The sequence below is a fragment of the Actinomadura sp. RB99 genome, assembly GCF_014706005.1.
Classification (GTDB): domain Bacteria; phylum Actinomycetota; class Actinomycetes; order Streptosporangiales; family Streptosporangiaceae; genus Spirillospora.
Window position 1 is genome coordinate 68224 of the sequence record NZ_JABMCA010000020.1, and the last position, 15156, is coordinate 83379.

The window sequence follows — 15156 nt, forward strand, 5'->3', positions numbered from 1 at the left end:
GGTGGTAGGTCTTGGGCATGGCGGTCATCGACATCAACGCCGACCTCGGCGAGGGGTTCGGCATCTGGGAGCTGGGCGACGACCTGGCGTTGCTCGACGTCATCACGAGCGCGAACGTGGCGTGCGGGTTCCATGCCGGCGATCCGCTCATCATGCGGCGGGTGTGCGCCGCGTCGGTGGAGCGCGGCGTGACGATCGGAGCCCAGGTCTCCTACCGGGACCTGGCGGGGTTCGGCCGCCGCGAGATGGACGTGGCGCCGCCGGAGCTCACCGCAGAGGTGCTCTACCAGATCGCCGCTCTGGACGGCATCGCGCGCGCGGAGGGCGGCCGCGTGAGCTATGTGAAGCCCCATGGCGCGCTGTACAACCGCATCGCCCGCGACGCCGTGCAGGCCGCTGCGGTGGCGGACGCGGTGCGCGCCTACGACGCGACATTGCCTCTGCTGACGCTCCCCGGGTCGGCCGTGCACGAGGTCGCCCAAGGGCTGACGGTGGTGGCCGAATGCTTCGCCGATCGCGCCTACACGCCATCGGGCGGGCTCGTGTCGCGCCGTGAGCCCGGCGCGGTCGTGCACGATGCGGACGCCGTCGTGCAGAGGGCGGTGCGGATGGCGGTGGAGGGAACGGTCGTCGCGGTGGACGGCACCGAGGTCCCCCTTCAGGCGCGTTCCATCTGCGTGCACGGTGACACACCCGGCGCGGTGGCGCTCGCAGAGTCGGTCCGGTCCGCGCTGTCCGGCGCGGGCGTCGCGCTGGAGCCGTTCGCGTGAGAGTCCTAAGGGCCGGTGATGCGGCCCTCCTCGTGGAGACCGGTGACCTGGCGACGGCCCATCGGCTGAACGCGGCGCTGCGCGAGGCGTCCTGGCCCGGCGTGGTGGACGTCGTCCCGGGCGAGCAGACCGTCCTGGTGGTGGCCGACCCGTCCGCCGACCTCGACCGTCTCGCGGCCCGGCTGCCGGACCTGGCGCTGCCCGACGACGCGGAGGGCGACGCCGAACCGGTCGAGATCCCCGTGGTCTACGACGGGGAGGACCTCGACGAGGTGGCGGCCCTCACCGGGCTGTCGCGGGAGGAGGTCGTCCGCAGGCACGCGTCCGGTGCGTACACGGTCGCCTACCTGGGCTTCTCGCCCGGCTTCGGCTACCTGACGGGCCTGGACCCGGCGCTGCACGTGGCGCGCCGCGAGTCGCCGCGCACGGCGGTCCCGGCGGGGTCGGTGGCGATCGCGGGACGGTACGCGGCCGTCTACCCGTCCCGGTCGCCGGGCGGCTGGCGGCTCCTCGGCAGGAGCCGGCTGCCGTTGTGGGACGTGACGCGCGAACCGCCGTCCCTGCTGCGGCCGGGGACGCGCGTCCGGTTCGTCCCGGAGGAGCCTTCTTGATCGAGGTCGTCCGGCCCGGCCCGCTGGCGACCGTCCAGGATCTCGGCAGGCCCGGCTTCGCCCACCTCGGCGTGCCGCGTTCGGGCGCGGCCGACGAGCGCGCCCTGCGCCTCGCCAACCGGCTCGTCGGCAACCCCGAAGGCGCGGCGTGCGTGGAGTTCACCTTCGGCGGCGGCTCCGTGCGCTTCCACGAGGACGCCTGGGTGGCCGTCACGGGCGCGCCCTCGCCGATGTGCATCGACGGGCGCGCGCACGGGACGAACGCGCCGTGCCATGTGCGGCGGGGAGGCGTGCTGGAACTGGGCACGCCCGCGCACGGTCTGCGCAGTTACCTCGCCGTGCGCGGCGGCATAACGGTCGACCCTGTGCTCGGGAGTATGTCGACCGACCTGCTGTCGGGTCTCGGGCCCGCACCCCTGTCGCCCGGCGCCCGCCTTCCGGTGGGGCCTGCGGCGGACCTGGGCGCCATCACCGTGGACGTGGCGCCGGTCCCAGGCATGCCGGAGACGCCGGTCCTGCGCATACTGCCCGGCCCGCGCGCCGACTGGTTCACCGAGGACGCGATGGCGACGCTCACGTCGGCGCCTTACCAGGTGTCGCCGGACAGCAACCGGGTGGGCATCAGGCTCGACGGGCCCCCGCTGGCGCGGTCGCGAGGCGGGGAACTGGGCAGCGAGGGCATGGTCACCGGCTCGGTCCAGGTGCCGCCCAGCGGCCTGCCCATCGTCTTCCTGGCCGACCATCCGACGACCGGCGGCTACCCGGTCGTCGCGGTGCTCGCCGCGGCGTCGGTGCCGGACGCGGCGCAACTGCGTCCAGGGCAGCGCGTCCGGTTCCGGACCTGACGCCGCCCCCGGTCAGGATGGCCGCCCCGGTCAGGACGGCGGCCCGGTCAGGACAGCGGCCCGGTCAGGACAGCGGCGCGGGCGCGGACCCGTCCAGATGCGAGACGTCGTTGAACCCGCGGATCGACGACAGGCCGTCCTTCCACACCAGCACCGAGATCGACCCGTTGTCGGGGGTGAGGAACGCGAACGGCCGGGACCCGGTGGCGGCCGCGAGCGCCTGCCCGATCACGCCGCCGTGGGTGAACACCGCCACGCGCCCGCCGGGGTGGGCGGCGGCGACCCGGCCGAGGCCCTCCCGGACGCGGGCGGCGAACGCCTCGTCGGACTCCGCGCCGGGGATGACGTCCCAGCGCTCCTCCGCGACCATGCGCTGGGCGACCGGGTCGTTCTCGGCGACCATCTTGCGGAACAGGCCGCCCTCCCACTCGCCGAGATGCACCTCGCGCAGGGCGGGTTCGACGCGCGGCTCGATGTCGAGCTTGCGCGCCAGCGGGGCGGCGGTCTGCGCGGTCCTGCGGAGCGTGGTCACGTAGAGGGCGTCCAGCCGGGTCGACGCGAGCCGCTCCGCGACCCGGTCGGCCTGCTCGCGGCCCTCGGGCGCCAGTTCGGGATCGCCCTGGCCGTCCACCAGCGGGAACGGCGCGTCGGGGCGGGCCGGTGCGGAGGCCCCGTGCCGGATCAGCAGCAGTTCGGTCGCGCCTTCCGGCGGCTGGTAACGCTTCTGCCGGTATTCGACCGGCTGGTCCCGCTCGTCCACGGAAGGCACCTTATGCGGGCCGCTCGTGGCCGCATCACGCCGGGGTGCGAAGGATCCCGCGCGGCCGGGCGCGCCGCCGACGGTCAGGCCAGGAGCCGCCCCAGGCGTTCCCGCTCGGCCTGGAGAGGCTCGGCCGGGATGTCTTCGAACGCCGTCACGGCCGGGTTCCCGTCCTTCGCCTCCCACACCCCGGCGACGCGTCCCTCGTGCAGGACGACCGGGGAGATCCAGCCGCCCGTACGGCTCACCTCGGAGCGCCGCTCGACCGGGATCAGATAGAGGGCGTTGGTTCCCGCTCCCAGGACGTACTGATCGAACGCCCCCAGGAGCCGTACCGACGTGGCCGGTGCGGTGTCCACCAGTTCATCGAGGTGCTCCTCCAGCACGTGCATGGGCACGCCCTCGACCTCGACCGTGGACAGCCCGTCCGCGGCGGCGTCGAACCAGCCCTTCACGTCCTTCTTCCGGTTGCCCTTGCGCATGAGCCAGTTGTCGAACATCTCGGGCGTGGCGGGACCGTGCGCACCGAGGTAGGCATGGATGACCGTACGGGCGGCCTCGCCCACGGGCGGCAGCCCCTTCCAGGCGGGCAGCCAATGCTCCGGTGCCGTGAACGTGACCCGCGTTCCCTGCGGCGGCCCGTAGCACAGGACGCCCCACCAGGCCAGCGGCTTGAGGAGCGTGCCCCACCCGGAGCCCAGCACCTCCGCGAGGTGCCGCGAGCCGGTCTCCTCCACCACGGCGGTGGTCAGCTCCTCGCGCGTGAGCGCGCCCCCTCCCGCGAGCGCTTCGGCGGCGGCTCCGGCGATCGCCTCCAGATCGGCGGGGGTCGCGCCAAAGCTCCGCTGCCAGGTCGCCTTCTCCCAGTTGCGGACGGCGGCGCACAGCACGAGGTAGGCGGCGACCTCGTCCGCCGGAAGCAGGTGCAGCGTGCCGCGCATGGCCCACGTCTTCACGAGCGTCCTGTCGTCCAGGACCGCGCTCGCCACCTCGCCGGGCCTGGGCGTCTCCTGACGGACCGCCACGGCGAGCTCGGCGGCGGAGGCGACCTGCGCCTGCACGCCCGCCAGGCGCCGCGCGATGTCGACGGCCGAGACGTCGCCGGGCGGTTCGATGTACTGCCGCCGCATCCGCCAGGCCAGCACCTGCGCCCACGTAACCGAGGTCATCACCCGATTAGACACCGGGCCGCCGACAGAATCGCCCGGCGCGGGGCTCAGGCCAGGCGGTGGCTGAGCTCGGCGAAGGCGTCGCGCACGTCGTCGGCCGTCAGCAGGGTCAGGTCGGCGGCGGTCGCGGCGGATCCGAGCCCGGCCGCCCGCAGCGCCCGGCACGCGCACGCCTTCTCGTACAGGGACCGCGCGAAGCGGCCGTTGCCGAGCTCGTCGATACGGCCCGTCCCGCAGACGTGCTGGAAGACCAGCGCGAGGTCGTCGAGGGCGCGCTCCTCCCACTGGTCGCCGCCCTGCTCGGCTATGAGCTGGGCTATGCGCAGCAGTTCGTCGGGCCCGTAGGAGGGGAAGTCCACGCGGACGTCGAAGCGGGACGCGAGCCCCGGGTTGGACGCCAGGAAGCGGTTCATGTCGGCCTCGTATCCGGCGAGGACGACCACGAGGCGGTCCCGGTCGTCCTCGGCGCGCTTCAGCAGGACCTGCACCGCCTCGGCGCCGAACGCGTCGCCGCCCGAGTAGCCCGGGTTGGTCAGCGCGTACGCCTCGTCGACGAACAGCACGCCGCCGAGCGCCGAGTCGACGACCTTGTTCGTCTTCAGGGCCGTCGCGCCGAGGTGCTCGCCCACGAGGTCGGCGCGCTGCGCCTCGACCACCTCCGGCCGCGCGAGCAGCCCGAACGCCGCGAAGATCCGGCCGAGGACCCGCGCGACCGTCGTCTTGCCCGTCCCCGGCGGGCCGGTGAACACGAAGTGCCGCGTCGGCGGCCGCGCGACGAGCCCCTGCTCGCGGCGCATCCGCGCCACCTGGAGTTGCGCGGCGATCTCCCGGACCTGCCGCTTCACCGGTTCGAGCCCGATCATCGCGTCCAGCGAGCCGAGGGCCTCGTCCAGGGTCGGCGTCTCGGCGTAGCCGCGGTACCGCTCGGTCACCTCCGCGAAGGCCGTCTCGACGTCCTCTTCGAGGAGGGTGACGAGGTCGTCCGCGCTCGGCGCGGCCGGTTCGCCGGACGACGCGACGGCGTCGACGACCCGTACGTCACGCGCGCGCGCCGCCGCCTCGGTGAGCGTGCGGACGAACCTTCCGTTGCCCAGCTCGTCGACGATGCCGCGGCGCTCGACCTCCTCGAAGCGGGCGGACAGCCGGTCGCGGGCGCCGGGCGAGAGGCGGTCCTCGCGGAGGCCCGTGTGGTACTCGGCGATCTGGAGGAGCTCGGCGGGCCGGTACGAGGGGAAGTGCACGCGGGTGCCGAAGCGGGACGCGAGGCCGGGGTTGGAGCCGAGGAACTCCTCCATCTGCGCGTCGTATCCGGCGAGGATGATCACCAGGTTGTCGCGGTCGTCCTCGGCGCGCTTGAGAAGCGCCTGCACGGCCTCGTCGCCGAACCGGTCGGGCTGTCCTTCGGCGGAGTTGACGAGCGCGTACGCCTCGTCGATGAAGAGCAGCCCGCCCAGTGCGGAGTCGACGAGCCGGTTGGTCTTGATGGCGGTGGCGCCCAGGAACTCCCCGACGAGGTCGGCGCGGTGGGCCTCCACCACCGTCTGCCGGGGCAGCAGCCCGAACGCGTAGAAGATCTTCGCGAGGACGCGCGCGACGGTGGTCTTGCCGGTGCCGGGCGGTCCCACGAACACGAAGTGCCGCATGGGCTTCTCCGTGGGGACGCCGGCGGCGGCGCGCATGTGCGCGGCCTCGATGGACGCGGCGATGGAGCGCACCTGCCGCTTGACCGGCTCCAGCCCGATCATGGCCTCGAGCTCGGCGAGGGCCTCCGCAACGGAGATGCCCGGTTCGTCCGTCCCGCCGGCGTCACCGGTCGCCGCGGCGTCCACGGCACCGGCGGCTTCGGCCGCCTGAGCCGCCGCACGCGGCCGCTGGGCCGCCTGCGCGGCCGCCGGGGCCCCGGAGGACGGGCCGGACGCGTCGTCGCGCGAGGCGCCGGATGAGGGCCGCGCGGACCCGCCGGTATCCCGCCGGTCGGGCCGGTCGCGCTTCTCCGGGCCGGAGGGGTTCCGCCGAGATGCCACCGTCGCGTCCCCCTTCGGGGCGGCCTGTTCCTGCACCCAGCCGGTCTCGTACGCCTCGGCCGGAACCGCGCGCCGCGCCTGGTCCCAGCGGTAGGCGAGCACCGCGAAGGCCGCGGCCCATCCCGGCAGCACGCTCGCCTGCGGAAGCGGATGCGCGATCGCCGCGGTCGCCACCCCCGCCGCGCCGAGCGCGAGCAGCGCCGTCCGCCAGGGCGCGTACCCGCGCAGGCGGAAGGCCATGAACGCCACCGGCAGGGCCAGCAGCGCGAGCAGCAGTTCCGGGCCCAGGTAGGGCGGATGCCCGCCGTCCGGGTACAGCCGGCCCAGCGGCACCGACAGCGCCAGCCATGACGCGACGACCGCGACCACCGCCATCCCGGTGGGCGAGCGGAGCGTCAGGTGGACGACGATGAGCAGGATGACCGCGAACGCCGCCGTGCCGAGGACCGGCCCGCCGGCGACGACCACCGCCGCCAGCACGAGCGCGACCAGCAGGACCCCGCCGAGGAACCGCAGCCCCGCCGGGATCTGGAAGTAGCGCCAGCGCAGGCGCTCGAAGAGATCCCGCGCCGCGGCGTCCTTCGCCGGGCGGGAGCGGGACCTGCCAAACAAAGCCATCAATAAGCGAGTAAAGCGCAGGACAGGCCCGAACGGGACTCCCCGCGCCGCGTTCATTGACTCCGGTGGAGGCCGCCCGGTCGGGAGTCCTGTTCGCACCGCCGCGAGACCAGGACATTTGTCCTGCGAAGAACCAGAGGTTCGGCTCTGCAGCCGGCCATGGCGCGGTCCGTAGCGTCACGGACATGACAGTCCAGACGACGGAGGCGGCGAGCGCGGTGGAGTTCGCCGGCGTCACCAAGAGCTACGGCGCCGTGCGGGCGGTGGACGGCCTCGACCTGCGGCTCGACCGCGGGACGTCGGTGGCGCTCCTCGGGCCGAACGGCGCCGGCAAGTCGACCGCGATCGGCATGCTCCTCGGCCTGCTGCAGCCGGACTCCGGTACGGTCGCGCTCCTGGGCACGCCCCCTGAGCAGGCGGTGCGAGCCGGTCGTGTCGGGGCGATGCCGCAGAGCGGCAGGTTGATCGGCGGGGTCACCGTACGGGAACTGCTCGGTTTCGTCAGGCTCGCCTATGCGAGAAAGGCCAAAGCGATCGGGCGCGCCTCCACCGTGCCCGCCCTGGGCGAGTTGATGGAGACGGCTCGGATCACGGAACTCGCCGGGCGGAAGGCCGACCGGTTGTCGGGCGGGCAGGCGCAGCGGGTCAGGTTCGCGATCGCCATGGCGGGCGCGCCCGACCTCGTCGTGCTGGACGAGCCCACCACGGGTCTCGACATCGAGGCACGGCTGGAACTGTGGGCGGCCGTCCGCGGATACGCGGAAAGGGGCGGCACGGTGCTGTTCTCCACGCACTACCTGGAGGAGGCCGACGACCATGCGGACCGCATCGTCGTCATGGACCGCGGACGGGTCGTCGCCGACGGCACGAGCGACGGCATCAAGCGGCGCGTGCCGGGCCGCACGGTCAGCTTCGACCTGATAGGCCGCGCGCCGTCCCTGGACGTCCTGCCGGGCGTCGTCAGCAGCGAGGTCGGCGCCGGCCGGGCCAGGCTCCACACCACCGACTCCGACGCGACCGTCCTGGCGCTCGCCGAGGCGGGCCTCGTCCGGAACCTGGAGGTGACGGGCGCCCGGCTGGAGGAGGCGTTCCTCACCCTGACCCATGCCCGCGGCGCGCACGCGGAGGGAGGCGCACGATGATCGTGCACTACGTCCGGCTGGAGATGGTGCGTCTCCTGCGCGACCCCGGCTACCTGGTGATGAGCCTGGTCTCGCCGCTGACCATGTACCTGGTGTTCACCTCGCTGGACCTGACCGGTGACTCCGGGCAGGGCGGCCCGTTGTACTCGATGGTGGGCATGGCCGGCTTCGGCGCCATCGGCGCGGTCATGGGCAGTGGCGTCGCCATAGCCGAGGACAAGCCGATCGGCTGGATACGGCAGCTCCGCCTCCTGCCGCTACGGCCACTGGACGTCGTCGTCGGGCGGGCGCTGTGCGCGATGGTCGTCACCCTCCCGCCGATCCTGTCGGTGTGCCTTGCCGGAGCCCTGGTGAACGGGGTGTCGCTCGGCGCCGGGCAGTGGGCCGCCGTACTGGTGCTGCTGTGGGCGGGCATCGCGCCGATCGCCGTGCTCGCCATCGGCCTCGGCTATCTACTCACGGGCCAGCAGGCGCAGATGGCGGGGCTCGTCTGCTACATGGGCCTGTCCCTGCTCGGCGGCCTGTGGGTCCCCATCTCGAAGTTCCCCGGATGGCTGGAACGCCTCGCCACCGCCACCCCCATCAACCGCTACGGGGAGCTCTCCTGGCGCGTTACCGACGGCGACGCTCCGTCCCTTACAGGGGTACTGGTGCTCGCCGGATGGGCGGTCCTGTTCGCTGCGGTCGCCGTGTACGGCTACCGGCGCTCGGCGCGTTCGGCGTGAGCGTCCCCATCCGCGTACCGTTTGCGCGTGAGCGAGGAGAGCACCGGGTGAGGCTCTGGAAGGACGCCCCGCCCCGGCGGACGCCCGACCTGGACCTGGACAAGCTGGACCGCAACGGCCCCGAGGGCGGCGCGTTCGTCTTCTGGCTGATCATCCTGCTGTGGCCGCTGCGCGACATCGTCGAGGGCCGGTCGCACCCCGTGTGGCTGGCCGTCCTCGCACTGCTCGCGTTCGCGGCCGTGCACATCGCCGTGGCCCGCACCGCGTTCGACGGGCGGGTGCCGATCAAGGTGCCGGTGGGGCTGCTGCTCGTGGAGGCGGGCGTGGCGTCCGCCGCCACAGCCGGGTTCCAGCACCGGTGGTTCACGCTGTGGCCGCTGCTGGGGCTGGCCACCGGCATCGTCGTCGGGCACATGCCGCGCCAGACGAAGGGCCCGGAACTGCCGATGCTCGTCGGCATCGGAGGCGTCTCTGCGCTGTGCATCCTCGTCTCCACGGCCGCCGGGGAGGACGCGCAGACCGTCCTGGGCAGTTGGTACGGCGTGGTCACCGCAGCGCTGGTGACGGCGGTCGTGCTGCGACTGTTCACCGTCATCGGCATGCTCCGCGCGGCGCGCGAGGAGCTGGCGAAGGCGGCCGTCGAGCAGGAACGGCTCCGCTTCTCCCGGGACCTGCACGACCTGCTGGGCCACACGCTGTCGGTCATGGTGGTGAAGGCGCAGGCCGTCCGGCTGGTCGCCGAGCGCGATCCCGCGGTGGCCGCCGAGCAGGCCGCCGACATCGAGAAGGTCGGGCGGCAGGCCCTCGGCGAGGTGCGCCAGGCGGTCTCCGGCTACCGCGGGCGCGGCCTCGCCGAGGAGCTCGACGCGGCGGTCACCGCGCTGGCCGACGCGGGCGTGGACCCGGCCGTCCGCCGGGCCGGGCCGCCGCTGCCGCCGGAACCGGACGCGCTGCTCGGCTGGGCGGTGCGGGAGGGCGTCACGAACGTGATCCGGCACAGCGGCGCCCGGAGCTGCGCCATCACGATCCGCAACGACGGCGGCAGCGCGACCGTGGAGATCAGCGACGACGGGACCGGCCCGGGCCGGAACGCCGTCACCGAAGCGGTCGGCGCCGCGCACGCGGCCACCGGCCGGGACGGCGGTGACGGCGACCGGTCCCGCGCGGAGACCCCGGGGCTCTCGCTGGGCTCCGGCGGGCACGGCCTGCGGGGGCTGGCGGAACGGATGGAGGCCGCCGGCGGCACCCTCCGCACGGGGCCCGCGCCCGGCGGCGGGTTCCTGCTGACGGCCACCGTGCCGATCTGACGGGCGCCGCCGGCGCGGACCAGCGGACCAGGGCGGCGCGGCGGCCGGACGGCGCGCCGCGACGCCGGTGGAGAATGGGGCCTGGAGGAAGCCCGTGATCAAAGTTCTGCTCGCCGAGGACCAGGGCATGATGCGCGGCGCGCTCGCGCTGCTGCTGGGCCTCGAAGAGGACCTGGAGGTCGTCGCGCAGGTCGGCGACGGCGCGCGGGTGCTCGAAGAGGCCCTGCGGACGCGCCCGGACGTGGCGGTGCTCGACATCGAGATGCCGGGCCGCAGCGGCCTCGACGTGGCGGCCGACCTGCGCCGCGAACTGCCGGGCTGCAAGGTCCTCATCGTCACCACGTTCGGCCGCCCCGGCTACCTGCGGCGGGCGATGGAGGCGGGCGCGAGCGGCTTCCTGGTGAAGGACGGCCCGATCGAGGACCTCGTCGCCGCGCTCCGGCGCGTCCTGGCCGGGGAGCAGGTCGTCGACCCCGCGCTGGCGACCGCCGCGCTGTCGGTGGGACCGAACCCGCTGACCGAGCGGGAGCGGGACGTGCTGACCGCCGCGTCCGACGGCGCGACCATCGCCGACATCGCCGGGCGGCTGCACCTGTCGGAGAGCACCGTCCGCAACTACCTGTCCTCGGCGATCGGCAAGACGGGTGCGCGCAATCGCATCGAGGCGGTGGGGACGGCCCGCCACAATGGCTGGCTGTGACCACCGAACACGTCCCTGAGGACGCCCCTTCCACCGGCCCGGCCGACGCGCTGCCCGGTCTCGATCCCGCTACCCCAGCGCATAGGGACGCCACGCGCGCGGCGGGCTACGAGATCGAGCGGGAGCTGCGGGACGCGCTCGCCGGAGGCGACCGCCCGGTCAGGATCGCGGGCGTGGACGAGGTCGGCCGCGGCGCCTGGGCGGGCCCCGTCGTGGTGTGCGCCGCGATGACCGACCTCAGCGCGCCGCCGGTGCTGCGCGGGCGCGGTGACCGGACCGTCGCGCTGACCGACTCCAAGCTGCTCACGGCCACGCATCGCGCGTCGTTCGCCGAGGTGCTTGCGGGATGGCTCGCCGGGCACGCCATCGGCGCGTCCGCGCCGGAGGAGATCGACGAGGTCGGCATGACCGAGGCGCTGAGGCGCGCCGCCGTGCGCGCGCTGGAGGCGCTGCCGCACCCGCCGGACGTGGTGATCCTGGACGGCAAGCACGACTTCCTGCGCCGCCCCTGGCGGGTGCGCTGCGAGATCAAGGCGGACCAGCGGTCGGTGACAGTCGCGGCGGCGTCCGTCCTGGCGAAGGTCCACCGGGACGGCCTGATGGCGGATCTGGAGCACGACCATCCCGGCTACGGGTTCGCCGACAGCGCCGGATACCCGTCTCCCGTCCACCAGCGGGCCCTGGAGGAGTCCGGGCCCACCCCGCACCACCGGCTCTCCTGGTCCTACCTCGACGACCTGCCGCGATGGCGGCACCTGAAGAAGCACCGCGACCCGCTCGCCGGGGAGGGGCAGCTCAGCCTCCTGTGAGGGCGCCTCCGCGCGGGCGCATGAGTCATCCCCCTCAGCCCGGGTACGCGTCGGTCTACGGGAGGTGCAAGCCATGGACGCCGTCATCAAGAAGCTGCTGCGCGAGTCCGGCGAGACGTTCGCGGAGGAGGCCGGGATCCCGCTGAAGGACCAGCCCGCAGCGCTGTTCAAGCTGCTCGTCATGGCGAACCTGCTGAGCGCCCGCATCTCGTCGGACATCGCGCTCGCGGCCGCGCGGGAGCTGTTCGAGGCGGGCGGCGGGACGCCGCGCGGCATGGCGAAGCTGACCTGGCAGGAACGCGTGGACGCGCTGGGGCGCGGCCACTACGTCCGCTATGACGAGAGCACCGCGACGCGGCTCGGGGACATGGCGGAGATAGTCCAGGACAAGTACAAGGGGGACCTGCGCAAGCTCGCCATAGAGGCGGGACGCGATCCGCACAAGGCCGCCGAGCTGCTCCAGGAGTTCCCCGGCATCGGGCCGACGGGCGTCGACATCTTCTGCCGGGAGGCCCAGGCGATGTGGCCGTGGCTGCGCCCCTACGTCGACTCGCAGGTCAAGAAGGGCGCGGAGCGGGTGGGGCTGCCCACCGACGCCGGCAAGCTCGCCTCCAAGGTCCCGGAGAAGGACCTGGCGCGGCTGAGCGCCGCACTGGTACGCGTGGCCCGCGACAAGAAGCTCGCCGACGCCGTCAAGGCCTGATACGCGCGCCCGGCGCGCGCGGGCGGCGCGGCTTTCGCCGCGCCGCCGCCGGGCTCAGTCCTTACCGCGCGCGGCCACCCACTCCAGGTTCCAGCCGTACGCCTCGTCGACCGACATCTTGCCCCACCGAGGCCGTCCCGGCGGCGGCATCACGAACCGGCCCTCGCGCCGGACGACCAGCTCTCCGCCCACGTTCTCGATGAGCGCGAGCACGGCGTCGCGGGAGCCGTCCACGCAGTCGTCCATGCGCATCTCGATGGGCGGCGCGTTCACCGGGAACAGCGTGGCGATCGCGTCCAGGCCGCGGAAGTCGTCCGCGCCATCGTAGATCTCGGCGAACACCAGGATCCGCTTGAAGTCGGCGGTGTGGTCCAGGTTGATGGTGAGGTTCTCGCCGGTCTCGATCGCGCCGGTGCGGTCATCGGCGTCGAGCTTGATGAACGGCGGGCGGTCCAGCGCGCCCATGTCGCCGAGCGCGTGGATGATGCCCCTGCGGCCGCTCTGCAGCTCCCAGAGGCAGCACAGGTCGAGGTCCAGGTCGACGCCGCGGCGGCGCTTCCCGAGCCGTCCCTTGGCGACGCCCTCGCGCGCGGTCCAGTTGAGGTTGACCCGCATGTGGCCGGAGGTGGCGCCGTGCTTGGTGAGCGACACCGTCGGCTTGTTCTTGGTCAGGGAGATCTTCCCGCCGTCCGGCGCGGACGCCTGAGGAGGCGGCGCCTGGAGAGGCGGTCCCTGCGGAGGCGGCGCCTGCGGAGGCGCGTATCCAGGACCGGGCGGAGGCGCGTACTGCCCCGGTGGCGGCGGCGTGTACTGGCCACCAGGCGGCGGGGGCGGCGTGTACTCGCCGGGCGGGGGCGCGTACTGGCCGGGCCCTGGCGGCGGGGCGTACTGGCCCGGTCCCGGAGGGGGCGGAGGGGGCGGCGCATACTGGCCGGGCGGAGGCGGCATGTACTGGCCGCCGGGCGGCGCGTACTGCTCCGGCGGTACCTGCGGGGCGGGCGGCGCCTGCGGAGGCGGTGGGGCCTGCGGCGGAGCGGGCGCCTGAGGAGGCGGCGGGGCGGCCCCCTGGCCCGGGTCGTCGACGCTGATCCCGAAGTCGGTGGCCAGGCCCGCGAGCCCGGTGTCGTATCCCTGCCCGACCGCGCGGAACTTCCACGCGCCTTGGCGCCGGTACAGCTCGCCGAGCACGAACGCCGTCTCGCTCGTGGCGCCCTGGCTGTCGAAGCGCGCGATCTCGGCGCCGCCGGACGCGTCCACGACCCGCACGTACAGGCCCTGGAACTGGCCGAACGTCCCGCCGTCCGCCGACGCCGCGATGACGATCTTCTCCACGCCCGGCTCGACCCGGTCGAGGTCGGCCGCGAGGGCGTCCACGATGACGGGCCCGGGCCGCTTCCCCTCGTGCCGCACCGCGCCGGACGCGTGCGCCGGCTGGTTGTAGAAGACGAAGTCGCCGTCCGAGCGCACCCGGCCGGACTCGGTCAGCAGCAGCGCGGACGCGTCGGCGTCCGGGACCCCCGGGCCGCCCTGCCAACCGACCTCGACGCGCACCGCGGCGACCGGCACCGCGGTGTTGGCGCCCTTCTGCATGGACATAACGCTCCTCGTCATCAACCGACGTCGACAACCTACGGGCAGACGCACGGCACGGCGACCTGCATGTGAGGTGGACGCACGACACGACCGCGGAGTTCCGTGCCCCCCGCCAGATCGCCCGCCTCGGCAACCGGACGGAACCGCTCCGTTTAAGTGGACGAACGACGTCCGGTTGCGCTACGCTCCCGGGCAAGCGGACGGCGATGGTCCGGTTATCGGGAGGAGTGCGACATGGCGGACGGCAGGATCCGGGTGGGCATCGTCGGGGCGAACCCCGACCGGGGCTGGGCCGCGCGAGCGCACATCCCCGCGCTCCGCGCCCTGCCGGACTACGAGATCACGGCCGTCGGCACCACCCGGACCGCCAGCGCCCGGGCGGCGGCCGACCGGTTCGGCGTCCCACACGCCTTCACCGACGCCGCCGAACTCGCCGCGCACCCCGACGTCGACCTCGTGGCGATCACCGTCAAGGTGCCCGCCCACGACGCGCTGATCCGCGCGGCGCTCGACGCGGGCAAGCACGTCTACTGCGAATGGCCCCTGGCGCTCACCACCGCGGAGGCCGAAGACCTCCTGCGCCTCGCGCACGGCACCGGCGTGCGGCACGCGGTCGGCCTGCAGGCGCGCTTCTCCCCCGCCGTCCGGTACGCGCGGGACCTCGTGGCCGACGGCTACGTGGGCCGGGTGACCTCCGTGAACGTGTACGCGGCGCGCGGCAAGGGCGCCGGAGGCGAGATCCCCGACTTCGCCGCCTACACGCTCGACCCGTCCAACGGGGCCGGGACGCTCGAGGTCGGGGCGGGCCACACCCTCGACGCCCTGGAGTACCTCGCCGGGGACATCGCGGCCCTCTCGGCGGAGCTGGCCGTGCAGTGGACGGAGTACCGGGTGGCCGGCACGGACGACACGGTCGCGGTCACCAGCCCCGACCAGATCGCCGTCGCCGCCGTCCTCGCCGGCGGCGCCACCGCCTCCGTGCACGTCCACGACGCCAAGGCCACCGCGGCCCGCACCCGGATCGAGATCGCGGGCACGGACGGCGACCTCGCGCTCGTCTCCCCCGGTCCGGGCGCCGCGGCCGGCGTCCAGATCGGTGCCCTGGCGCTCCGCGGCTCCCGGCGGCACGGATCACCACGGGAAGACCTGCCCGTCCCGGACGAATACCTGTGGGTCCCGGAGCCTGCGCGCGACGTCGAGGTCCTCAACGTGGCGCAGTTCTACGCCCGCCTCGCCGACGACCTCCGGACGGGCGGCCGGACCGTCCCCGGCTTCGACACGGGCCTGCACGTGCACCGGCTCCTCGACGCCGTCCGGCTGTCCGCCGCGACCGGGACGCGACAGAAGGTGACGCAGCCGTGAACGCCCGCTCTCCCCGCC

The 15156-nt window shown here is 74.1% G+C and carries 14 protein-coding genes; 10 read left to right on the forward strand and 4 right to left on the reverse strand.

The genetic code is table 11. From position 1 onward, the window contains the following. Positions 1–17 precede the first annotated feature (17 nt). The 3 genes from amrb99_RS19985 to amrb99_RS19995 are packed head-to-tail and all read left to right on the forward strand — an operon-like array spanning position 18 to position 2226. Positions 18–770, forward strand: coding sequence for a 5-oxoprolinase subunit PxpA (locus amrb99_RS19985; protein ID WP_190858021.1), 753 nt, complete (start codon positions 18–20; stop codon positions 768–770). After that, entirely contained in the window at positions 767–1381 is a 615-nt protein-coding gene (gene pxpB / locus amrb99_RS19990; RefSeq protein WP_190858023.1) for a 5-oxoprolinase subunit PxpB, read from the forward strand. Before amrb99_RS19985 ends, pxpB begins: the two co-directional genes overlap by 4 nt. Beyond that, positions 1378–2226 carry a biotin-dependent carboxyltransferase family protein gene (locus amrb99_RS19995; protein ID WP_190858025.1) on the forward strand — a complete coding sequence of 283 codons (849 nt, stop codon included), beginning with the start codon at positions 1378–1380 and terminating at the stop codon, positions 2224–2226. Before pxpB ends, amrb99_RS19995 begins: the two co-directional genes overlap by 4 nt. Before the next feature lie 64 nt (positions 2227–2290). Here amrb99_RS19995 and amrb99_RS20000 read toward each other — a convergent pair whose 3' ends face one another. From amrb99_RS20000 to amrb99_RS20010, 3 genes are all read right to left on the reverse strand, one after another. Continuing rightward, positions 2291–2986, reverse strand: a complete 696-nt coding sequence (locus amrb99_RS20000) for a histidine phosphatase family protein (protein ID WP_190858027.1) — start codon at positions 2984–2986, stop codon at positions 2291–2293. A gap of 83 nt (positions 2987–3069) precedes the next feature. Continuing rightward, positions 3070–4155 carry a winged helix DNA-binding domain-containing protein gene (locus amrb99_RS20005; RefSeq protein ID WP_190858029.1) on the reverse strand — a complete coding sequence of 362 codons (1086 nt, stop codon included), beginning with the start codon at positions 4153–4155 and terminating at the stop codon, positions 3070–3072. A 47-nt stretch (positions 4156–4202) separates the two neighbouring features. Next, entirely contained in the window at positions 4203–6797 is a 2595-nt protein-coding gene (locus amrb99_RS20010; protein ID WP_190858032.1) for an AAA family ATPase, read from the reverse strand. A gap of 185 nt (positions 6798–6982) precedes the next feature. Here amrb99_RS20010 and amrb99_RS20015 point away from each other — a divergent pair, with 185 nt between their 5' ends. The 6 genes from amrb99_RS20015 (at position 6983) to amrb99_RS20040 (ending at position 12183) form a co-directional block, all read left to right on the forward strand. Next, positions 6983–7939 carry an ABC transporter ATP-binding protein gene (locus amrb99_RS20015; protein WP_190858035.1) on the forward strand — a complete coding sequence of 319 codons (957 nt, stop codon included), beginning with the start codon at positions 6983–6985 and terminating at the stop codon, positions 7937–7939. Beyond that, a complete protein-coding gene (locus amrb99_RS20020; protein ID WP_190858037.1) occupies positions 7936–8664 on the forward strand; it encodes an ABC transporter permease in 729 nt (242 codons plus the stop codon). The genes amrb99_RS20015 and amrb99_RS20020 overlap by 4 nt, the downstream gene beginning before the upstream one ends. A 47-nt stretch (positions 8665–8711) precedes the next feature. Beyond that, positions 8712–9971 carry a sensor histidine kinase gene (locus amrb99_RS53225; protein ID WP_206700020.1) on the forward strand — a complete coding sequence of 420 codons (1260 nt, stop codon included), beginning with the start codon at positions 8712–8714 and terminating at the stop codon, positions 9969–9971. 94 nt (positions 9972–10065) lie between these two features. Next, the gene (locus amrb99_RS20030) at positions 10066–10671 is read left to right on the forward strand and encodes a response regulator transcription factor (protein WP_190858039.1); all 606 of its coding nucleotides are present in this window, start codon (positions 10066–10068) and stop codon (positions 10669–10671) included. Positions 10672–10721: 50 nt separating this feature from the next. Then, a complete protein-coding gene (locus tag amrb99_RS20035; RefSeq protein ID WP_190858173.1) occupies positions 10722–11480 on the forward strand; it encodes a ribonuclease HII in 759 nt (252 codons plus the stop codon). Positions 11481–11553: 73 nt separating this feature from the next. After that, positions 11554–12183 carry an endonuclease gene (locus amrb99_RS20040; RefSeq protein ID WP_190858041.1) on the forward strand — a complete coding sequence of 210 codons (630 nt, stop codon included), beginning with the start codon at positions 11554–11556 and terminating at the stop codon, positions 12181–12183. Positions 12184–12237: 54 nt separating this feature from the next. On the opposite strand, the gene amrb99_RS20045 is transcribed toward amrb99_RS20040, so the two are convergent. After that, on the reverse strand, positions 12238–13779 hold the full coding sequence (locus amrb99_RS20045; RefSeq protein ID WP_190858050.1) for a TerD family protein: 1542 nt from the start codon (positions 13777–13779) through the stop codon (positions 12238–12240). Positions 13780–14010: 231 nt separating this feature from the next. Here amrb99_RS20045 and amrb99_RS20050 point away from each other — a divergent pair, with 231 nt between their 5' ends. Continuing rightward, positions 14011–15138, forward strand: a complete 1128-nt coding sequence (locus tag amrb99_RS20050) for a Gfo/Idh/MocA family oxidoreductase (RefSeq protein WP_190858052.1) — start codon at positions 14011–14013, stop codon at positions 15136–15138. The last annotated feature ends 18 nt before the right edge of the window (positions 15139–15156 follow it).